Annotated in this window: 24 protein-coding genes; 18 read left to right on the forward strand and 6 right to left on the reverse strand. The window is 67.9% G+C overall.

The annotated features are described in order from the left end of the window. Positions 1 to 199 precede the first annotated feature (199 nt). The 9 genes from glyA to ASG72_RS13310 all read left to right on the forward strand — a co-directional run bounded on the left by glyA (position 200) and on the right by ASG72_RS13310 (position 9,722). The gene (gene glyA / locus ASG72_RS13270) at positions 200 to 1,501 is read left to right on the forward strand and encodes a serine hydroxymethyltransferase (protein WP_056713001.1); all 1,302 of its coding nucleotides are present in this window, start codon (positions 200 to 202) and stop codon (positions 1,499 to 1,501) included. A gap of 145 nt (positions 1,502 to 1,646) precedes the next feature. Continuing rightward, a complete protein-coding gene (gene nrdR, locus ASG72_RS13275; RefSeq protein WP_056713003.1) occupies positions 1,647 to 2,144 on the forward strand; it encodes a transcriptional regulator NrdR in 498 nt (165 codons plus the stop codon). Beyond that, positions 2,137 to 3,267, forward strand: a complete 1,131-nt coding sequence (ribD, locus tag ASG72_RS13280; protein WP_056714634.1) for a bifunctional diaminohydroxyphosphoribosylaminopyrimidine deaminase/5-amino-6-(5-phosphoribosylamino)uracil reductase RibD — start codon at positions 2,137 to 2,139, stop codon at positions 3,265 to 3,267. Before nrdR ends, ribD begins: the two co-directional genes overlap by 8 nt. Beyond that, the gene (locus ASG72_RS13285) at positions 3,267 to 3,914 is read left to right on the forward strand and encodes a riboflavin synthase (RefSeq protein ID WP_056713005.1); all 648 of its coding nucleotides are present in this window, start codon (positions 3,267 to 3,269) and stop codon (positions 3,912 to 3,914) included. The genes ribD and ASG72_RS13285 overlap by 1 nt, the downstream gene beginning before the upstream one ends. A 150-nt stretch (positions 3,915 to 4,064) precedes the next feature. Then, positions 4,065 to 4,574: a 6,7-dimethyl-8-ribityllumazine synthase gene (gene ribH / locus ASG72_RS13290; RefSeq protein WP_056713012.1), complete on the forward strand. Its 510-nt coding sequence runs from the start codon at positions 4,065 to 4,067 to the stop codon at positions 4,572 to 4,574. Then, a complete protein-coding gene (nusB, locus tag ASG72_RS13295; protein ID WP_056713014.1) occupies positions 4,571 to 5,038 on the forward strand; it encodes a transcription antitermination factor NusB in 468 nt (155 codons plus the stop codon). The genes ribH and nusB overlap by 4 nt, the downstream gene beginning before the upstream one ends. A 48-nt stretch (positions 5,039 to 5,086) precedes the next feature. Further along, positions 5,087 to 6,082, forward strand: a complete 996-nt coding sequence (gene thiL, locus ASG72_RS13300) for a thiamine-phosphate kinase (protein WP_056713016.1) — start codon at positions 5,087 to 5,089, stop codon at positions 6,080 to 6,082. 42 nt (positions 6,083 to 6,124) lie between these two features. Next, entirely contained in the window at positions 6,125 to 7,330 is a 1,206-nt protein-coding gene (locus tag ASG72_RS13305; protein ID WP_056713018.1) for an MFS transporter, read from the forward strand. A gap of 235 nt (positions 7,331 to 7,565) precedes the next feature. Continuing rightward, a complete protein-coding gene (locus ASG72_RS13310) occupies positions 7,566 to 9,722 on the forward strand; it encodes a sodium-translocating pyrophosphatase (protein WP_056713019.1) in 2,157 nt (718 codons plus the stop codon). A gap of 152 nt (positions 9,723 to 9,874) precedes the next feature. On the opposite strand, the gene ASG72_RS13315 is transcribed toward ASG72_RS13310, so the two are convergent. Continuing rightward, positions 9,875 to 10,369: an outer membrane protein assembly factor BamE gene (locus ASG72_RS13315; RefSeq protein WP_082540331.1), complete on the reverse strand. Its 495-nt coding sequence runs from the start codon at positions 10,367 to 10,369 to the stop codon at positions 9,875 to 9,877. Positions 10,370 to 10,500: 131 nt separating this feature from the next. Here ASG72_RS13315 and ASG72_RS13320 point away from each other — a divergent pair, with 131 nt between their 5' ends. The 7 genes from ASG72_RS13320 (at position 10,501) to sugE (ending at position 15,153) form a co-directional block, all read left to right on the forward strand. Continuing rightward, entirely contained in the window at positions 10,501 to 11,043 is a 543-nt protein-coding gene (locus ASG72_RS13320; RefSeq protein ID WP_156396016.1) for a ubiquinol-cytochrome C chaperone family protein, read from the forward strand. Continuing rightward, positions 11,036 to 11,587 (forward strand): DUF177 domain-containing protein, encoded by a 552-nt coding sequence (locus ASG72_RS13325; RefSeq protein ID WP_056713021.1) that lies wholly within the window; start codon positions 11,036 to 11,038, stop codon positions 11,585 to 11,587. Before ASG72_RS13320 ends, ASG72_RS13325 begins: the two co-directional genes overlap by 8 nt. Positions 11,588 to 11,702: 115 nt before the next feature. Beyond that, positions 11,703 to 12,761, forward strand: a complete 1,059-nt coding sequence (gene plsX, locus ASG72_RS13330) for a phosphate acyltransferase PlsX (RefSeq protein ID WP_056713022.1) — start codon at positions 11,703 to 11,705, stop codon at positions 12,759 to 12,761. A gap of 13 nt (positions 12,762 to 12,774) precedes the next feature. Further along, positions 12,775 to 13,752 carry a beta-ketoacyl-ACP synthase III gene (locus ASG72_RS13335; RefSeq protein ID WP_056713023.1) on the forward strand — a complete coding sequence of 326 codons (978 nt, stop codon included), beginning with the start codon at positions 12,775 to 12,777 and terminating at the stop codon, positions 13,750 to 13,752. Between the two features lie 187 nt (positions 13,753 to 13,939). Continuing rightward, positions 13,940 to 14,254 carry an integration host factor subunit alpha gene (locus ASG72_RS13340; protein ID WP_056714641.1) on the forward strand — a complete coding sequence of 105 codons (315 nt, stop codon included), beginning with the start codon at positions 13,940 to 13,942 and terminating at the stop codon, positions 14,252 to 14,254. A gap of 35 nt (positions 14,255 to 14,289) precedes the next feature. Next, entirely contained in the window at positions 14,290 to 14,751 is a 462-nt protein-coding gene (locus ASG72_RS13345) for a MerR family transcriptional regulator (protein ID WP_056714644.1), read from the forward strand. Positions 14,752 to 14,838: 87 nt separating this feature from the next. After that, entirely contained in the window at positions 14,839 to 15,153 is a 315-nt protein-coding gene (sugE, locus tag ASG72_RS13350; RefSeq protein WP_056713025.1) for a quaternary ammonium compound efflux SMR transporter SugE, read from the forward strand. A gap of 3 nt (positions 15,154 to 15,156) precedes the next feature. Here the strand turns inward: sugE and ASG72_RS21130 are convergent, their stop codons facing one another. Beyond that, positions 15,157 to 15,324, reverse strand: a complete 168-nt coding sequence (locus ASG72_RS21130; protein WP_200939942.1) for a hypothetical protein — start codon at positions 15,322 to 15,324, stop codon at positions 15,157 to 15,159. A 194-nt stretch (positions 15,325 to 15,518) separates the two neighbouring features. Between ASG72_RS21130 and ASG72_RS13355 the strand changes: the two genes are divergently transcribed. Beyond that, the gene (locus ASG72_RS13355; RefSeq protein ID WP_056713027.1) at positions 15,519 to 16,022 is read left to right on the forward strand and encodes a ferritin-like domain-containing protein; all 504 of its coding nucleotides are present in this window, start codon (positions 15,519 to 15,521) and stop codon (positions 16,020 to 16,022) included. Between the two features lie 58 nt (positions 16,023 to 16,080). Here the strand turns inward: ASG72_RS13355 and ASG72_RS20795 are convergent, their stop codons facing one another. From ASG72_RS20795 to ASG72_RS13365, 4 genes are all read right to left on the reverse strand, one after another. Further along, positions 16,081 to 16,227, reverse strand: coding sequence for a hypothetical protein (locus ASG72_RS20795; RefSeq protein ID WP_156395956.1), 147 nt, complete (start codon positions 16,225 to 16,227; stop codon positions 16,081 to 16,083). Continuing rightward, positions 16,224 to 17,195 (reverse strand): LysR family transcriptional regulator, encoded by a 972-nt coding sequence (locus ASG72_RS13360; RefSeq protein ID WP_056714648.1) that lies wholly within the window; start codon positions 17,193 to 17,195, stop codon positions 16,224 to 16,226. Before ASG72_RS13360 ends, ASG72_RS20795 begins: the two co-directional genes overlap by 4 nt. 84 nt (positions 17,196 to 17,279) lie before the next feature. Further along, positions 17,280 to 17,444: a hypothetical protein gene (locus ASG72_RS20800; protein WP_156395957.1), complete on the reverse strand. Its 165-nt coding sequence runs from the start codon at positions 17,442 to 17,444 to the stop codon at positions 17,280 to 17,282. Between the two features lie 48 nt (positions 17,445 to 17,492). Beyond that, positions 17,493 to 18,194 carry a hypothetical protein gene (locus ASG72_RS13365; protein ID WP_156395958.1) on the reverse strand — a complete coding sequence of 234 codons (702 nt, stop codon included), beginning with the start codon at positions 18,192 to 18,194 and terminating at the stop codon, positions 17,493 to 17,495. A gap of 636 nt (positions 18,195 to 18,830) precedes the next feature. Between ASG72_RS13365 and ASG72_RS13370 the strand changes: the two genes are divergently transcribed. Further along, positions 18,831 to 19,766 carry a ring-cleaving dioxygenase gene (locus ASG72_RS13370; protein WP_056713033.1) on the forward strand — a complete coding sequence of 312 codons (936 nt, stop codon included), beginning with the start codon at positions 18,831 to 18,833 and terminating at the stop codon, positions 19,764 to 19,766. Positions 19,767 to 19,771 lie beyond the last annotated feature (5 nt).

Genomic DNA, 19,771 nt, shown 5'->3' on the forward strand with positions numbered 1-19,771 from the left:
CTGAAGAGATGAGTAAATTTTTCGGGATCGCAGGGCCGCCCGCGCAGCCAGCGGCGGGGATTCTCGCCGCTCGCGCCGCTCCGCGACATCACCGCCGGAGTCTCGCCCTTTTCCTGCGGGGCCGTCGCATGCTAGGGCACCGGCCACCGACACGGCCGTGACTCATGGCCTGCCGCCGATTAGCGCCGAGGAGCCGCCGATGAGCCGTGACGCCGCCGCCGACAAGCATCTGTCGAACTCCTTCTTCGCCGCTTCGCTCGCCGATGCCGATCCCGAGATCTACCGCGCCATCGAGCTCGAGCTCGGCCGCCAGCGCGACGAGATCGAGCTGATCGCCTCGGAGAACATCGTCTCGCGCGCCGTGCTCGAGGCGCAGGGCTCGGTGATGACCAACAAATACGCCGAGGGCTATCCGGGACGGCGCTATTACGGCGGCTGCCAATTCGTCGACATCGCCGAGAAGCTGGCGATCGAGCGCGCCTGCCGGCTGTTCGGCTGCGGCTTCGCCAATGTCCAGCCCAATTCCGGCAGCCAGGCCAACCAGGCCGTGTTCATGGCGCTGATGCAGCCCGGCGACACCTTCATGGGGCTGGATCTCGCCGCGGGCGGCCATCTCACCCATGGCGCCCCGGTCAACCAGTCCGGCAAATGGTTCAACGTCGTGTCCTACGGCGTCTGCGTGGTCGACCAGCTCATCGACTACGAGGCGCTGGAGCGGCTCGCCCGCGAGCATAAGCCCAAGATCATCGTGGCGGGCGGCTCGGCCTATGCGCGGCACTGGGATTTCGCCCGCTTCCGGGCGATCGCGGACGAGGTCGGCGCCTATCTCTTCGTCGACATGGCGCATTTCGCCGGGCTCGTCGCGGGCGGCGCGCATCCCTCGCCGTTCCCCCACGCCCATGTCGCCACCACCACGACCCACAAGACCTTGCGCGGTCCGCGCGGCGGCATGATCCTGACCAATGACGAGGCGCTGGCCAAGAAGTTCAACTCGGCCATCTTCCCCGGCATCCAGGGCGGGCCGCTGATGCATGTCATCGCCGCCAAGGCGGTGGCGTTCCAGGAGGCGCTGCAGCCGGAGTTCAAGATCTATGCGCGCGCCGTGGTCGAGAACGCCAAGGCGCTGGCGGAGGCGCTGAAGAGCCGCGGCTTCGACCTCGTCACCGGCGGGACCGACAACCATCTGATGCTGGTCGACCTGCGCTCCAAGAAGGTCACCGGCAAGGCGGCCGAAGGGGCGCTGGGGCGCGCCCACATCACCTGCAACAAGAACGGCATCCCCTTCGATCCGGAGAAGCCGATGGTCACCTCCGGCATCCGCCTCGGCACGCCCGCAGCCACCTCGCGCGGCTTCGGCGTGGCCGAGTTCCAGCGCGTCGGCGAGCTGATCGCCGAGGTGCTGGACGGGCTGAGCCGGAATGGCGAAGAGGGCAATGCGGCGGTCGAGCAGGCGGTCAAGGCCAAGGCACACGAGCTGACGGGCCGGTTCCCGATCTATTGAGCGAGCGGCGACCGGCTTGCGCCGCCCGCCCTTCAGGCCTAGCGCTGTCGCCGAGCCGGGCTGGCCCTCCCGGCCCGGCGCGAAGCGTGTCGTAGCCCCGCGCGACGAGGCCGCAGCCTCCGTCGCGAAGCTCTGAAAGCCCGTCATGCGCTGTCCCTATTGCGGTTCCCTCGATACGCAGGTGAAGGATTCCCGGCCCACCGACGATTCCGCCTCGATCCGTCGCCGCCGCGTCTGCCCCGATTGCGGCGGGCGCTTCACCACCTTCGAGCGGGTGCAGCTGCGCGAACTCACCGTGGTCAAGCGCTCGGGCCGCCGCACGCCGTTCGACCGCGACAAGCTGCAGACCTCGATCGAGGTCGCGCTGCGCAAGCGCGCGGTGGCGCCGGAGCGGATCGAGCGCATGGTCAACGGCATCGTCAGGCAGCTCGAAAGCTCCGGCGATTCCGAGATCACCAGCTCGGCCATCGGCGAATTGGTGATGGAGGGGCTGAAATCGCTCGACGACGTCGCCTATGTCCGCTTCGCCTCGGTCTACAAGAATTTTCGCGAAGCGCGCGATTTCGAAGAGATTCTGGGCCAGCTCGGCGCGGATGAGGATGGCGCCGGCGGCGCGTCGGCGCCTGCCCGCAGCGATGACTGAGCAGGACGCGGTCGACGCCGCCTTCATGCGCCAGGCGCTGGCGATCGGCGCCCGCGGCCTCGGCACCACCTGGCCCAATCCCAGCGTCGGCGCGATCGTCACACGCGACACGCCGGACGGGCCGGTGATCGTCGCCCGCGGCTTCACCCATCCCGGCGGCCGCCCGCATGGCGAGGCCGCGGCCTTCGCCAGGGCAGGGGTCGCGGCTGCCGGCGGCACGCTCTACGTCACGCTGGAACCCTGTTCCCACCGCACCATCCGCGCGGCGACGCCCTGCGTCGAATACACCATCCTCTCCGGCGTCCGCCGCGTCGTCTCGGCGATGGCCGATCCCAACCCCCGCATCGCCGGCCTCGGCCATGCGCTGCTGCGCAGCGCCGGGCTCACCGTCACCACCGGGGTGCTGGAGGCGCAGGCCCAGCGCAGCCATCGCGGCCATGTGCTGCGGGTCACGAGGGGCCGCCCGCTGGTCACCTTCAAGATCGCCCGCACGGCCGATGGCTATGCCGGCGGGCCGGGAGGCGCGCGCCTCGCCGTCTCCTGCCCGGAAGCCTCGGCCTGGGTGCATCTCCAGCGCGCGCATCACGATGCGATCATGCTCGGCATCGGCTCCGTGCTGGCGGATGATCCGCAATTGACCGTGCGCCTGCCGGGCATGGCCGGGCGCTCGCCGGTGCGCGTCATCCTGGATTCGCAGCTGCGCCTGCCCCTGCACGGCAAGCTCGTCGCCGGCGCCGGCACCGTGCCGGTCTGGGTGATCGCGGCCGAGACGGCGCCGGTGGCGCCGGAGGCGGCGCTGGTCGCGGCCGGTGTCGAGGTGATGCGGGTCGGCCTCGGCCCGCACGGCCATCTCGACCTCGGCGAGGCGCTGCAGCTGCTCGGGGCGCGCGGCATCACCCGCGTCTTTTCGGAAGGCGGACCGCGGGTCGGCGAGCAGTTGGCGCAGGCCGGCCTGGCCGACGAGGTCATCGTCTCGACCTCGCCCGACCGGCTCGGCGCGGAGGGTGTCACCGCCGTGCGCCCCGCCCTTGCCGCGCTGCTGGCCGATCCCGATCTCTACGACCGCGTCGAGACCGGGCTGATCGGCCGCGACGCCTTCGAGCATTTCGTGAGGAAATCCTGATGTTCACCGGCATCGTCACCGCCATCGGCACCGTCGTCTCGGCCGAGGCGAAGGGCCCCAATCTGAAGCGCTTCGCCATCGCCTGCCCCTGGGACGCGGCCGGCATCGAGATCGGCGCCTCCATCGCCTGTGCCGGCATCTGCCTGACGGTGACCGAGCTGCGCCGCCGCGACGATGGCGCGCCGGGCTGCGTCTTCCAGGTCGAGGCCGCGGCGGAAACCCTGGCCCGGACGCGGGTGAGCGACTGGCGGGAAGGGACCCGCATCAACATGGAGCGCTCGCTGAAGGTCGGCGACGAGCTCGGTGGCCATCTCGTCACCGGCCATGTCGACGGCGTCGCGACGATCGAGGCGATCGACGCCATCCCCGCCGATCCCGACCAGCCCTGGGGCGCGACCGCGCGCTTCCACATCCGCGCGCCGCACGCGCTCTCGCGCTTCATCGCGCCCAAGGGCTCGATCTGCCTCGACGGCACGTCGCTCACCGTCAACACGGTGGAGGGCGACGTCTTCACGGTGCTGCTGATCCCGCATTCCTTCTCCGTCACCACCTGGGGAGACCGGCAGGTGGGCGATCCGGTGCATCTCGAGGTCGATCTGATGGCCCGCTACGCCGCGCGGCTTGCGGAGGCGCGCGGGCAGGGGTAAGAGCCCGTTCCAACTCAGCCCTCATCCAGAGGAGCCGCGGATGGCGGCGTCCCGCCGGACGTGTCCTCCGGCTCGATGCTACCTGGACACGGGGGCTCTCCCTGTCGCGGGGCCCAACCCCGCTTCCATGCCTGATTCGAGGATAGATCCATGGCCGGACCCCGGCAGATATCGGCCGACAGGGCCGCGACTTCCGCCATGCCGCTCGAGGGTGCGCGCGTCCTCGTGGTCGAGGCCCGCTTCTACGATGAACTCGCCGACGAGCTGCTCGAGGGCGCGCTGGAAGCGCTCGACGCCGCCGATTGCCGGGTCGACGTCGTCACCGTGCCGGGCGCGCTCGAAATCCCGGCGGCGATCATCATCGGGTTGCGCGCCGCGGATGAGGCGGTCGATCCCTATGAGGCCGTGGTGGCGTTGGGCACCGTCATCCGTGGCGAGACCGGCCATTACGACATCGTCGCCGGCGAGAGCTCGCGGGCGCTGATGGATATCTCGGTCGCCTATGCGCTGCCCCTGGGCAACGGCATCCTCACCGTCGAGAACGAGGCGCAGGCCTGGGCACGCGCCAGGCGCGGCGAGATGAACAAGGGCGGCGGCGCGGCGGAGGCGGCGCTGGCGGTGCTGCGCTACAAACGCTCGCTGGCGGAGCCGTCGCCATGAGCCGGGCCGAGCTGCGCCGCGGGGCGCGATTGTCGGTCGTGCAGGCGCTCTACGAGATGGAGATCGGCGGGCGCGGCGTGGTCGAGGCCATGGCCGAGTTCGAAGCCTTCTGGATCGGCAAGGAGGTCGAGGATATCGAGCTGCCCAAGGCCGAGATCGCCTTTTTCCGCGATCTGCTCGGCGGGGTGGTGCGCGAGCAGCGCCTGGTCGACCGTGCCGTCGACGAGCTCCTGGCCGATGGCTGGCCGCTGAAGCGCGTCGAGGCCGTGGTGCGCGCCATCTTCCGCGCCGGAGCCTATGAGCTCGCCTTTCGCAAGGACGTGCCGGCCCGCGCCGTCATCTCGGAATATGTCGCCGTCGCCCGTGCCTTCTATGATGGCGAGGAGATCGGCATGATCAACGCGGTTCTCGACCGGATGGCGCGCGATTTCCGGGCCGACGAGTTCGATGCGCCGACCGCGTGACGGCCGGCGAGCTCCTGCGGCCGGTCGCGGTCTCGAGTGGAACCTGCCATGGCTGCTGAGACGAGACCCGGCGAATTCGACCTGATCGCCCGCTATTTCCAGCCCATGGCCGGAGCGGGCGGGCTGGGTCTGCGTGACGATGCCGGTCTGCTGCGCCCGGCGCGCGGCTATGAGCTCGTCGTCACCGTCGATGCGCTGGTCGCGGGCGTGCATTTCTTCGCCGATGATCCGCCCGGCTCGATCGCCCGCAAGGCTCTGGCCGTGAACCTCTCCGACCTCGCCGCCAAGGGGGCGCGGCCGGACGGCTTCGTGCTGAGCCTGGCGCTGCCGCGCGACTGGACGCAAGCCTGGCTCGCCGAATTCGCAAACGGGCTGGCCGCGCTGGCCGAGCAGACGCATTGCCCGCTGATCGGCGGCGACACGGTGATGACACCGGGCCCGCTGACTTTGTCGATCACCGCCTTCGGCAGCGTGCCCGCCGGGCGCATGGTGCTGCGTTCCGGCGCCAAACCGGGCGATCTCATCCTGGTCTCCGGCAGCATCGGCGATGGCGCGCTGGGCCTGCTCGCCCATGGCCGCAACCCGCCCGCCTGGGTCGGAACGCTGGCCGAGGCCGATCGTGCGGCGCTCGCCGATCGCTTTCTCCATCCGCGGCCGAGGCTGGCGCTGGCGCCGGCGCTGCAGGCCCATGCCTCCGCCGCCATGGACGTCTCGGACGGGCTGGTCGGCGATCTCGACAAGCTGCTGGCGGCTTCCGCCGTCGGGGCCGAGATCGACCTCGACGCGGTGCCGCTCTCGGCCGCGGCCCGCGCCGCGGTCATGGCCGATCCTGCGCTCATGGAACTGGCGTGGACCGGGGGAGACGATTACGAAATCCTCTGCACGGCGTCGGAAACGGAATATTCTGCGCTTGTCGCGGCCGGCGGCGAACACGATACTCCGATGACGGTCATCGGGCGGGTCACCTCGCAGCCTGGAGCGGTGCAGTTTCGCGAGAAGGGCAAGGCGCGCAGCTTCGCGCGCCGCTCCTTCACCCATTTCTGACGGCGCCCGCAGGGTCGCCGAAAGTCGATCGGCAGACCGCCCATGAACCAGCATGTCCAGACCGGCGATGGCGACAGGCTCGCCAAGCGGAACTCGGTGGTCCTCGCCTGCGCCCAGGCGCTGGGCGGCTCCAGCCCGCCGATCGTGATCTCCCTCGGCGGCATCATCGGGGCGCAGCTCGTCGCGGACAAGACCTTCGCCACGGTTCCGGTCAGCCTGATGCAGCTCGGCATCGCCTGCGGCGTCATCCCCGCCGCGATGCTGATGCGCCGGCTGGGCCGCCGCAACGGCTATCTCATCGGCGCACTGGTCGGCGTCGCCGCCTCCAGCATCGCCGCGATGGGGGCGGGCGGGCGGATGTTCTGGCTGTTCTGCATCGGCACCTTCATGTGCGGGCTCTACGGCGCCTTCGTGCAGAGCTATCGCTTCGCCGCGGCCGATACGGCGAGCGAGGCGTTCCGGCCGCGCGCCATCTCCTGGGTGATGATCGGCGGCCTGGCCGCGGGGGTGATCGGCCCGCAATCGGTCTATTGGACGCGCGACCTCACCCCGGCCACGCCCTTCGCCGCGAGCTTCATCGCGCAGGGCCTGTTCGCGCTGCTGACCATGGCCGTGGTGATGCTGCTGCGGGCCCCGCCGGTGGCCGAGGTCAAGGCAGGCGGCGGCAGGCCGCTTCCGGAGATCATGCGCCAGCCGAAATTCATCGCCTCCGTCACCGCCGCGCTCGTCGCCTACGGGCTGATGAGCTTCGTGATGACCGCGGCACCGCTCGCCATGGTCGGCTGCGGCCATTCGATCGGCGACGCCGCGCTCGGCATCCAGTGGCATGTGCTGGCGATGTTCGGGCCGAGTTTCTTCACCGGCCGGCTGATCAACCGCTTCGGCAAGGAGAAGGTGACGGCCTTCGGCCTCATCCTCACCGCTCTGGCGGCGATCGTCGGGCTGATGGGGCTGAGCGTCGCGCATTTCTGGATCGCGCTGATCCTGCTCGGCATCGGCTGGAATTTCGGCTTCATCGGCGCGACCTCGATGGTCACCGACTGCTATCGCCCGGAAGAACGGGTCAAGGTGCAGGCCGCCAACGACTTCCTGGTCTTCGGCTCCGTCGCCATCGCCTCCTTCTCGGCCGGCGGCCTGCTCAATGCCGGCGGTTGGGACAGCGTCAACTGGCTGGTCTTCCCGCCCGTGGCCGTGGCGCTGGCGATGGTCGCCTGGCAATTCCTGCAGAAGCGGGCGAGCCTCGCCTGAGGTCGCACCCCCCGAAATGCCATGCGCGCCCGCCTTTGCCGCCCTGCCGATAAAGCTGGGCGATCACCGGCTGCCGCGTTTGCGATTCCGGCGGAAACTTGGCACAAATCTGGCTGACACTGGCGATCCGTAGGTCGGGGACGATTCCGTGCGCCCCGTTTCCGCATCTTTGGCGTTCAAAAAACCATAAGCGTGGCCAAGCCGCGCGGGACGAAATCTCGAGGTCAGGAAATCAATGTCTGCTCTGCTCATCATCATCGTCTTGAGTGCGCTATCGATCGTCTACGGCCTCTGGGCCTATGCCGACGTCATGAAGCGCGACGCCGGCAACCAGCGCATGCAGGAGATCGCGGCCGCGGTCGCCGAGGGCGCGCAGGCCTATCTGAAGCGGCAATACATCACCATCGGGATGGTCGGTGTCGCGCTTTTCGTCGCTCTGGCCTATCTGCTCGGCCAATGGGTCGCGATCGGCTTCCTGATCGGCGCGGTGCTCTCGGGCGTGGCCGGCTTCATCGGGATGAACGTCTCCGTGCGCGCCAATGTCCGCACCGCCCAGGCGGCGATGCAGTCGCTCGGTGAGGGGCTCGACGTCGCCTTCAAGGCCGGCGCCGTCACCGGCATGCTGGTCGCGGGCCTCGCTCTGCTCGGCGTCGCCGTCTATTACGGCATCCTGACCTCCGTCCTCGGATACACCCCCTCCAGCCGCGTCGTCATCGACTCGCTGGTCGCGCTCGGGCTCGGCGCCTCGCTGATCTCGATCTTCGCGCGGCTCGGCGGCGGCATCTTCACCAAGGGCGCCGATGTCGGCGCCGACCTCGTCGGCAAGGTGGAAGCCGGCATTCCCGAGGATGATCCGCGCAACCCGGCCACCATCGCCGACAATGTCGGCGACAATGTCGGCGATTGCGCCGGCATGGCGGCCGATCTGTTCGAGACCTATGCCGTGACCCTGGTCGCGACCATGGTGCTCGCCGCGATCTTCTTCGCCGGCCAGGCCACGCTGGGCACGATGATGCTCTACCCGATGGCGATCGGCGCCGCCTGCATCGTCACCTCGATCATCGGCACCTTCTTCGTCAAGCTCGGCGCCAACCAGTCGATCATGGGCGCGCTCTACAAGGGCTTCATCGCCGCCGGCGTGCTCTCCATCGGCGCCATCGCCGCCGTGAACTATCTGATGTTCGGCGGCTTCGCGGCCTCCTTCACCACCGTGCAGGGCGTGAGCTTCACCTCGGGCGGCCTGTTCGGCTGCGCGCTGGTCGGCCTCGCCGTGACGCTGCTGATCGTCATCATCACGGAATACTACACCGGCACCGGCAAGCGCCCGGTCGTCTCCATCGCCCAGGCCTCGGTCACCGGCCACGGCACCAACGTCATCCAGGGCCTCGCCGTCTCGCTGGAATCGACCGCGCTGCCGACCATCGTGATCATCGCCGGCATCATCGTCTCCTACGGCCTGGCCGGACTCTTCGGCATCGCCATCGCCACCACGGCGATGCTGGCACTCGCCGGCGTGGTCGTGGCGCTCGACGCTTTCGGCCCGGTCACCGACAATGCCGGCGGCATCGCCGAAATGGCCGGCCTGCCCAAGGAGGTCCGCCACTCCACCGACGCGCTCGACGCCGTCGGCAACACCACCAAGGCGATCACCAAGGGCTATGCGATCGGCTCGGCCGGCCTCGGCGCGCTGGTGCTGTTCGCCGCCTACACCTCGGACCTCAACTTCTTCATCGCCGAGGCCAACAAGGCGGGCTCGACCTCGTTCCAGTACTTCAAGGGCGTGGTCGTCGATTTCTCCCTGTCCAACCCCTATGTGGTGGTCGGCCTGCTGCTCGGCGGCCTCATCCCCTTCCTCTTCGCCGGCATGGGCATGACCGCGGTCGGCCGCGCCGCCGGTTCGGTGGTCGAGGAGGTGCGCCGCCAGTTCAAGGAGAAGCCCGGCATCATGGACGGCACGGAGCGCCCGGATTACGGCCGCGCCGTCGACATGCTGACCCGCGCCGCGATCAAGGAGATGATCGTCCCCTCGCTGCTGCCCGTGCTCGCGCCGATCGTGACCTATTTCGCGATCAACGCCATCGCCGGCCGCAACCAGGCCTTCGCGGCCGTCGGCGCCATGCTGATGGGCGTCATCGTCACCGGCATCTTCGTCGCGATCTCGATGACCTCGGGCGGCGGCGCCTGGGACAACGCCAAGAAGTCCTTCGAGGACGGTTTTGTCGACAAGGATGGCGTGCGCCACATGAAGGGCTCCGAGGCGCACAAGGCCTCCGTCACCGGCGACACCGTCGGCGACCCCTACAAGGACACGGCCGGCCCGGCCGTGAACCCCGCGATCAAGATCACCAACATCATCGCGCTGCTGCTGCTGGCGATCCTGGCCCATAGCTGAGCCCGGCCACCGGGACCGACGAGCCTCGCGGAGCGATCCGCGAGGCTTTTTTGCGCCTCCGCACCGGGCCGGGAGAGAGACCGCGGCAATAAAAAACCCGCGGCGCGGGCCGCGGGTTCGTCGAGCGATCCGGTCTCGCGGCTGCGCGCCGCCTAGGCCCCGAAGGGCGTGAAGCGCGTCACGCCGCGGAACAGGTTGCGCAGGAAGCTCTGCTCCTCGCCGCCGGTCTCGGTGGTGCGGCTGATGAAGTCGAAGATCACCCCGTCCTTCAGCCCGTAATTGGCGATGCGCTCGACCTTGAAGCCCTTGTTGAAATAGACGACCAGCACCTTCTGGTCGACCACGCTGAGATCCTGGAACTGGAAGCGCCGCCGCACCGTTTGGCTGATGTAGTAGAAGGTGCGGTTGCCCACGGTCGAGGTGGTGGAGGGGGTACCGAGCGTGGTCAGCACGGTCTGCACATCCATGCCGGGCTTGATCTGGGCGATCAGCCCCTCATCCATGACGAAGCCGCGCGTATATTCCTCGTTGAGTCCGGCCGAGGTGGGCAGCTTGAAGCCGCCCGCATCCGGTCCGCAGCCGGCCAGGGCGAGGGATGTGGTAGCGAGGATGCCGAGCAGGGCCGTGCGACGTGTGATGACGGTCATTCGGGGTTCGATCCGGGGCCGTTATGGCGCAGGGCGTGACGCCCAGGCCGCTTGTCAAACAGGTGATGCTTGGCGTAACGCCCGAGGATGGCTTTGGCAAGGCAATGGCTTCACCGGGAGAGCGACGCTTGATGTTTGGCCTGTTCGGCAAGCGCGATGACCGCCTGGCGCCCGTGAATGCGGTGTTCGCGCGCGTCGCGGAGGCGTCGCGCCAGCCCTGGCTCTATCTCGATGGCGGCATTCCCGACAGCTTCGAGGGCCGTTTCGAATCGCTCGCCTTGCATGTCTTTCTGGTGCTGCGCCGGCTGCGCCAGCTGCCGGAGCCGGCCGGCGCCTTCGCCCAGGACTTCACCGACGCGACCTTCGCCTATCTCGAGCTCGGCTTCCGCAATGGCGGCATCAGCGACATCGCCGTCCCCAAGCGCATGAAGAAGATCGCGCAGAGCTTCTATGGCCGGCTCCAGGCCTATGAGGAGGCGATGGAAGCGGGCGACGAGGCGGCGCTCGCCGCTGCATTGCGGCGCAACGCCAGCCCGGGCGAGGGCGCCGAGCGGCTCGCCGCCTATGCGATGCGCGCGCGCGCCGGTCTCGACGCGCTGGATTTCGAGGCGCTGCTTGCGGAACCGCGGCTCTTCCCGGATATGGGTTCCGGCCAGGGAGGCAGCGATGACTGACAGCCTGAAACCACTGCCGCTCAGCCACCCCGTCAGGGTCGAGACCATCAAGCCGCGCGGGACGATCGTCACCGTCAGCGCCGCGCCGGAGCAGCGGGCTTCGATTGCCGCCATGCTGGGGCTGGACGGCGTCGACAGCCTGGAGGCGCGCTACGAGCTGGCGCGCAATGGCGAACGGGTGAAGCTGGTCGGCACCATCAAGGCCTCGATCCGGCAGATCTGCGTCGTCACGCTCGATCCGTTCCCTGTCACGGTCGAGACGCCGCTGCAGCTCGATTTCGCGCCGGAGGTTCCGGAGCCGCCGCCGCGGCGGCGCGGCGATCCCGGCGACGAGAGCGAGATCGACATCGAGGTCCGGCTGAACGAGGACGACCCGCCGGAGCCGATCATCGACGGGGTGATCGATCTCGGCGCGGTGACGCTCGAATTTCTGGCGCTGGCGCTGGACCCCTATCCGCGCAAGCCCGGCGTCAGCTTCGACGCGCCGGCCGCCGATGACGCCAGCGAATCGCCCTTCGCCGCGCTGGCGAAGCTCAAATCGTGATCGCGACCGGCCGCCTCGGAGCCGCTTGCGGCGGCGAGCCAAGTCGCTATTGTCCGCACCGCTCAACGCCGCCCCGTGCTGACGGGCCGCCGCACCCGGGATCAACCATCACCCCATGAAACGACCGGTTACAATCGCGCTCGATGCGATGGGCGGGGATCACGGCCCATCCGTGGTCATTCCCGGCGCTGCGCTCACACTGGAACGCCGGCCGGATGCCCGCTTCGTCATCTTCGGCGACGAGGCGCAGGTGCTGCCCCTGCTCGACGCGCATCCGAAGCTGAAGGCCGTCACCACCTTCCACCACACCGAGGTCTCGGTGAAGATGGACGACAAGCCGAGCCAGGCCCTGCGCTATGGCCGCTACAAATCCTCGATGTGGCGCGCGATCGACGCCACCAAGACGGGCGAGGCGGACGTCACGGTCTCGGCCGGCAATACCGGCGCGCTGATGGCGATGTCGAAGTTCTGCCTCAAGTCGATGCCACAGGTCGACCGCCCGGCGATCGCCGCGCTCTGGCCGACTGTGCGCGGCGAGAGCGTGGTGCTGGATGTCGGCGCCACGATCGGCGCCGATGCCCGTCATCTGGTCGATCTCGCCGTGATGGGCGCCGCCATGGCGCGCGTCGTCTTCGACATCGACAGGCCGACCGTCGGGCTGCTGAATGTCGGCGTCGAGGAGATCAAGGGTGTCGAGGCGGTGAAGGAAGCGGGCCGCATCCTGCGGGAGAGCAACCTGCCGCATCTCGACTATCACGGCTTCGTCGAGGGCGATGATCTCGGCAAGGGCACGGTCGATGTCGTGGTCACCGAAGGCTTCACCGGCAATATCGCCCTGAAGACGGCGGAGGGCACGGCGCGGCAGATCGGCTCCTATCTGAAGGCGGCGATGAGCCGCTCGCTGATGGCCAAGATCGGTTATCTCTTCGCCCGCAGCGCCTTTGCGGCGCTGAAGGACAAGATGGATCCGCGCAAGGTCAATGGCGGCGTCTTCCTCGGCATGGAGGGCATCGTCATCAAGAGCCATGGCGGGACGGATGCGATCGGCTTCGCCAGCGCGGCCGAACTGGGATATGAGATGGCGCGCGAGGACCTGATGGCGAAGGTGCGCGAAATGGTGGCTGCGACCAAGCGGCCGGAGGCGGCGGCGCAGCAGGCGGCCGTGGCCGAATAAGGAAGATCCCCGAGTGTCCACCCTGCGCTCCATCCTCTGCGGCAGCGGCTCCTATCTGCCGTCCCGCATCGTCACCAATGCCGAGATGGCGACCCGCGTCGACACCACCGACGAGTGGATCGTCCAGCGCACCGGCATTCGCGAGCGGCGCGTCGCCGCCGAGGGCGAAACCACTTCGATGATCGGGCTGAAGGCGGCGCAGGATGCGCTCGCCGATGCCGGCATGGACGCATCCGAGATCGACCTGATCATCGTCGCGACCGCCACGCCCGACCACACGTTTCCCGCCACGGCCACGCAGATCCAGGCGGCGCTCGGCATCACCCATGGCGCCGCCTTCGATCTCCAGGCGGTCTGCTCGGGCTTCGTCTTCGCGCTCGCGACGGCCGACAAGTTCATCGCCTCCGGCGCCGCCAAGGCCGCGCTGGTGATCGGCGCCGAAACCTTCTCCCGCATCCTCGACTGGGAGGACCGCACGACCTGCGTGCTGTTCGGCGACGGCGCCGGCGCGGTGGTGCTGAAGGCCGGCGCGGGGCAGGGCACGCTCGCGGATCGCGGCGTGCTGACCACCCATATCCGCTCCGACGGCCGCTTCATGAACAAGCTCTACGTCGATGGCGGCCCGGGCTCGACCAGGACCGTCGGGCTGCTGCGCATGGAGGGCAAGGAGGTCTTCCGCCACGCCGTGGTCAACCTCGCCGAGACCGTGCGCCACACCTTCTCCGAGACCGGGCTGACCGGCGCCGACATCGACTGGTTCGTGCCGCACCAGGCCAATCGCCGGATCATCGACGCCACCGCCGACAAGCTCGGCATCGGCCATGAGCGCGTCGTCGTCACCGTCGACCGCCATGGCAACACCTCGGCCGCCTCGATCCCGCTGGCCCTGGCGGAGGCGCATAAGGACGGCCGGATCAAGCGCGGACAGCTCGTCCTGATCGAGGCGATGGGCGGCGGTTTCACCTGGGGCTCGGCGCTGATCCGCTGGTGAGCCCGAAGCGGGCATTTCCGGTCAATTTGTCATAAATCCGGGCGAAATCTGCCCGGTTTGGCGCATTTTTCCCTCAGAGCCGCAGATGAGGATTGACCGATCCGGATGGGACGCCTAGCGTCCGCCATCCGTATTGGCGAAGCGCAGGCGGCATGGCTGCACTGCAGATAACGCCTTGGAGGATATGATGGCGGGGCAAACGGTGACGCGCGCCGATCTGTGCGAGGCGGTCTACCAGAAGATCGGATTGTCACGGACGGAATCGTCGAAGCTGGTCGAGTCGGTGCTCGACGAGATCTGCGATGCTGTGGCGCGTGGCGAAAATGTGAAGTTATCCTCATTCGGTTCCTTCGTCGTGCGCGACAAAGGCGAGCGAATCGGACGTAATCCCAAAACCGGCGTCGAAGTGCCGATCGAACCGCGTCGCGTGATGGTGTTCAAGCCGTCCAACGTCATGAAGGCCCGCATCAACGGGCAGGCGGGCGAGGGCGCAGACGAGTGAGCCTGGAGTTCCACACCGGCAGCACAGAGGCCGAATTGGACACCAAGAGCGCAGATGCCTTCCGGACGATCAGCGAGGTCGCAGAGGACCTCGACATTCCCCAGCATGTGCTGCGTTTCTGGGAAACGCGCTTCTCCCAGATCAAGCCGCTGAAGCGCGGCGGCGGCCGCCGCTATTATCGCCCCGACGATGTCGCCCTGCTCAAGGGCATCCGGCGCCTGCTCTATGGCGAGGGCTATACGATCAAGGGGCTCCAGCGCATCCTGAAGGAGCAGGGCCCGCGCCATGTGCAGGCCATCGGCCGCGGCGCTCCGGTCGGTCCCCCGCCCGTGGATATGACGCCGGCGCCCGCCGAGCAGGCGGCGGCGACGCGCCCGCCGGAGGGGCTGGACGACATCACCCTGCTGACGGCCGTCCTGGCCGAACTCGGCGAATGCCAGCGCGCTCTTCGCGCGGCGCTGGCCGAACAGAGCCTGCCGGACGGGTTCGAGAGCTGAGCGCCGCGCGCGGCTCTCGACGCCGGGCTTGACCGGGGACGAGAGACGCGGCCACCTCGCTCTGTCCGATTCCCTGCGCGAGGTGTCATGGCCTGGTTCTATCTCGTCATTGCCGGCCTGTTCGAGATCGGCTGGGCGATGGGGCTCAAATACACCCAGGGCTTCACCCGCCTCGTCCCTACCGTGCTGACCCTGGCCAGCATGATCATCAGCCTCGGCCTGCTCGGGCTGGCGCTGAAGACGCTGCCGGTCGGCACGGCCTATGCGATCTGGACGGGGATCGGCACGGTCGGCACCGCGATGCTCGGCATCATGCTGCTGGGCGAGCCGGCACAGGCGCTCAGGCTGTTCTGCATCGGGCTGATCGTGGCCGGGATCATCGGCCTGAAGCTGGTCTCCTGAGCCTCAGCGCGTCAGCGCCGCCGGCCAATAGCCGCCGCGCTCCAGCCCGACGATCAGCAGGATCACGGCCAGCGTGACCGCCAGCGTCACCAGCTTGGCGTTCCAGGGCACGCCGCGACCGATCAGCCAGATCAGCGTGACACCTATCAAGGCGGGGACGAGCAGCTCCATCGCTGCAGCCTAGCCCATCGCAGGCGGCAGCGAAATCGGGATTCGCCCGGCCGGCTCCGCCCCGGGCCCGCGGACAGGCTTTGCCCGCCACCGGAACCCTTCGTGGCCGCGCCCGTTGACTCCTCGAGGGCGGCAGGGCGACGCGATCGCGCGCCTCTGCCTGTCGAACCCAGCTTGACCAGAAGGAGAGACCGATGGGCCTGTTCACCAAGGACATCAAGACCATGGACGATCTGTTCGTCCATACGCTGCAGGATATCTACTACGCCGAGAACCAGATCCATAAGTCGCTGCCGAAGATGATCGAGAAGGCGACGAGCCCCGAATTGAAGCAGGGCCTGGAGATGCATCGCAACGAGACCGCCGGCCATATCCAGCGTCTCGAGCAGGTTTTCCGCCAGCATGGTGCGGAGGCCAAGGGCGTGACCTGCCCGGCGATCGACGGCATTCTCGAGGAAGCCGACGAGCTCGCGGGCGAGGTCGCCGACAAGCAGGTGCTCGATGCGGCGATCGTCGCGGCCGCCCAGGCTGTGGAGCATTACGAGATCACGCGCTATGGCACGCTGGTCGCCTGGGCCAAGCAGCTCGGCCGCCAGGATTGCGCGGCGCTGCTGCAGCAGAACCTCGACGAGGAATTTGCTGCCGACGGCAAGCTGACCAAGATGGCCGAATCCGGCATCAATCGCCGCGCCGCCTGATCACTCGATATGTCAGGGGAAGGGCCTGCAGCCTCGCCGCTGCGGGCCCTTTTCGCGTCTAGACGGGGTTGCCGGGGTCGCCGGGCGGCACTTTGGGTGGGCTGCGCCTGCGGCGCCAGCCGCGCGCCCAGAACCCGCCCAGGGTCAGCCCGACCGGCACCGACAGCAGCAGAAGCCAGCCCACGAGCCCCCAATCGCCGCTCATGAATTCCGGCCTCCCGCCATCGCGGCACCATCCGGGCCGGTGGCTTCGAGCAGGGGTTTGAGGCGGGCGAGCTCGGCTGCGACATGATCCATGAACAGCCTGACGCGCGGCGAATGCCGCAGTTCCGGATGGGTCAGCAGCCAGAGATCGGCGGCGAGATCCGGGTCCGGCGCCGCCAGGCGCAGCAGTCCGGGACGCCGGTCGGCGATGAAACAGGGGAGGTAGCCGATGCCGATGCCGGCCTCGACGGCCTCGGCCAGGCCGAGCACGGTGTTGAGCCGGTAGACGATCCGCTCCGGCGGCACATGCTGCAGCACCTGCCGCACCGCCTTGACCATGGCGAACTCCTCGCCCAGCGACACCCATCTCCGTTGCCAGAGCGCCTCCATCGCGGGAGTGCCGGGCTCCGTGACGTCGGCGGCGCGCCCATACAGGGCCCAGGCGATGCGGGCGGTGCGCCGCCCGACCAGCGTCTCCGGCGGCTTGTCGGTCGCGCGGATCGCGACATCCGCATCGCGCTTCGACAGGTTCAGGGCCTGGTTGCCGGACAGGATGTCGAGCCGGATATCCGGGCAGCTCTGCAGGAAACCGGCGAAGATCGGCGTCAGCAGATCGACCAGCAGCGTGTCGTTGGTGGTGACGCGGAGATCGCCGGCGGGCTTGATCTCCTGGCCGGCGAGCTTCAGCGCGAAGGCAGAGATCTCATTGTCGACCCGCTCCGCCAGCGCCGCCATTTCCTCGCCCGCGGGCGTAGCGACATAGCCGCTGCGATGGCGCTCGAACAGTTTCAGCCCGAGCCCGGCCTCGATCTGGCCCAGCCGCCGAAACACGGTGGAATGGTTGAGCCCGAGCCGGGTGGCCGCGCCCGGCAGGGAACGCGCGTCGATGATCGCCTTGATCAGCCGGAAATCATCCCAGGCCAGGGTCTCGGGGCTGATCTGGCCCGTCGCAGCCTTCGCACGGTTCATCGCGTCATTCTTCAAGAGAGTTGCGCGCCGACGATGCGACCCTCAGCCCGTCGGCCCACGCGGAGCCGCCGACTATCACATGTTTCACACAAATCGGAAGTCGTCAGCCGTCAGAGACGCCAGGGAAACACCCGTCAGGGTCAGGACATCGCCCGTGGCGAAGCTGACGACCGTGTCGGAGCCGATCTGAGTGGCCGCCTCTCGCACGGCCGAAAACTGTCCGGCTAGGCGGGAGTCGAGCTCGATCACGTCACCTCGCTGCCTGCGCCCCTCTCCGAGTATGACTGCTTTGTTGAGCTAGGGGACCTTCCAGGCGGCAAATTTCCCTGTGATCGCATCTCTGATCATTCGCCAGTCCTTGAGGTGAGGCTTGCGGAACGTCGCTCTTACGAGATTGCCGTCGATGAGGAAGGCCATGCTGCAGCCCGGAGCGCGATAGAGGCCATCGCCGTCACAGACGATTCCCAGCGGCGTGCGCCCACCCTCCCGCAGTCGGTAGCTCTCCTTCCAACCCCAGTTCCCTGTCTTTGGCGGAATCTGTCGCCGCATCCGAAGCCCGTCCCATTCGCTTATGCGAATGGTGTGCTCGGAGAGGTCACCCTCCATCGCCGATATCGTCGGCTCCAAATCAACGTTGATGCCCCCGGACGACGAAATGAGAATGTGGATCGAGTCTTGCGTATTCGGGCTCTTGAACCGGCTGCGGTTCTCTTCGCTTCGCCCTTCGATGTCGGGAAGGAGCGCGAACATCAGCGCGTCTTCGACCTCCGCGGCGCCCGATCGGTATCTGGCCGCGCCATCCAACAGATTGGCGGGTATGAGGTAGGTCACGTTCGTCGCCGGAAAATGCAGGCGGATCGGCTGCGTGCTGTCGGTATAAGTCGTCCAGTAGGGGTAGGTCGCAGAAACGACACTCGCCACTTTGAAACAAATCAAGAGCAGCGGCGGAGTGAGCATGATCCCGCAGACGATCAGCATCATTCTCAGCGTATGGCGCATGGTTTCCGCACCTTCGCCACACTAAGAAAAGCTCGATGCCAGTTCATATGATGGCATCTGCGTCATCCTGGAAATCGAAGAAAGAATGCGCTGCGTCGCCCACCTATAACGACGCAGAGCCAGTTCTGATAATGCCGACATTGCCGTAGAGTTCGAACGGATCGCGTCACTTGTCGCGGGAAAGCTAACGCGTCCTCACGAGATTTGCAACCTGGATTTGTATTCATCGAATGAATTTATCTTTGATAGTACGGTGCGGATTGATGGATTGGCGACCGCTAATATCGGTAGTGCTTTTCACAATGGGTGATTAGCCAATCATACGGCTCGACATGGCGTAGCGGAGATCGGGACGCGCCTGATGGCTGGGCGGCTTTGCGCGCGCGCCTGAACGTAGGGAGCCCGTGCCGCCACTCTTGCCGCCGATCATCTTCGTGCGCGCCATCCGCCCTAAGCCGATGGCTCGGACGGGCTACCTGTGACCGCCACGGACCAGCTCGCATTGCAATATGGATTGTCGCAGAGCAGGGACACGATTGCACTGACGCAATATGGCTGGGCTGGTATCGTCGGCGGCGGATGCCATCTTGAGCTCCAGAGCGCGACCCCCCCTGGGGTCGCCGAGGAGTAAGGATCATGCAGGTCAACGGCCTTCACCACGTCACCGCCATCTCCGGCCCGGCCCGGCGCAATCTCGATTTCTACACCCGCACGCTCGGCCTGCGCCTGGTGAAGAAGACGGTGAATTTCGACGATCCTTCGACCTATCACCTCTATTACGGGGATGGTGACGCGGCGCCGGGCTCGATCCTGACCTTCTTCCCCTGGGAGCACGCGGCGCCGGGCCGTCTCGGCATCGGCGAAACCCAGGAGACGGTGCTGCGCATTCCCGCGCAGAGCATCGGCTTCTGGGCGCATCGCCTGGTCGAGCATGGCGTGGCGCATGAGCAGCCGCGCCGGCGCTTCGGGGAGACGGTGCTCGCCTTCCGCGATCCCGACGGGATGCGGCTGGCGCTCGTCGGGATCCCGGGGCTGGAGACGGCCCCGGCCTGGGGCGGCGACGAGATCCCGCCGGAGCACGCCATTCGCGGCTTTCAGAGCGTCAGCCTGATGGTGGCCGATGCCGAGCCCACGGCTGCGATCCTCGGCGACGTCTTCGGCTTCCGCGAGATCGCGCGCGAGGACAGCCTGGTCCGCTATCAGGCCGGAGACGGCCGGGTCGCAGGCCAGATCATCGATCTCAGGATAGCCGGCGGCTTCCTGCCGGCCAGGCAGGGCGCGGGCTCGGTGCATCACATCGCCTTCCGCGCCGCCGACGACGCGGAGCAGGAGCGGATGGTGCGCCGCCTGGCCGAGAACCACGGCCAGCACACGACGGAACAGCGCGACCGCAATTATTTCCGGTCGGTCTATTTTCGCGAACCCGGCGGCGTGCTGTTCGAGATCGCGACGGACCAGCCGGGATTTGCCGTCGACGAGGCGCAGGCCAGCCTCGGCCAGGCGCTGAAACTGCCGCCGGGTCTGGAGCCGCAGCGCGCGCGGATCGAGGCGCTGTTGCCGGCGCTGGACTGAGCCAT

Origin of the sequence: Allobosea sp. Leaf344 (assembly GCF_001426225.1) — a bacterium.
Classification (GTDB): domain Bacteria; phylum Pseudomonadota; class Alphaproteobacteria; order Rhizobiales; family Beijerinckiaceae; genus Allobosea.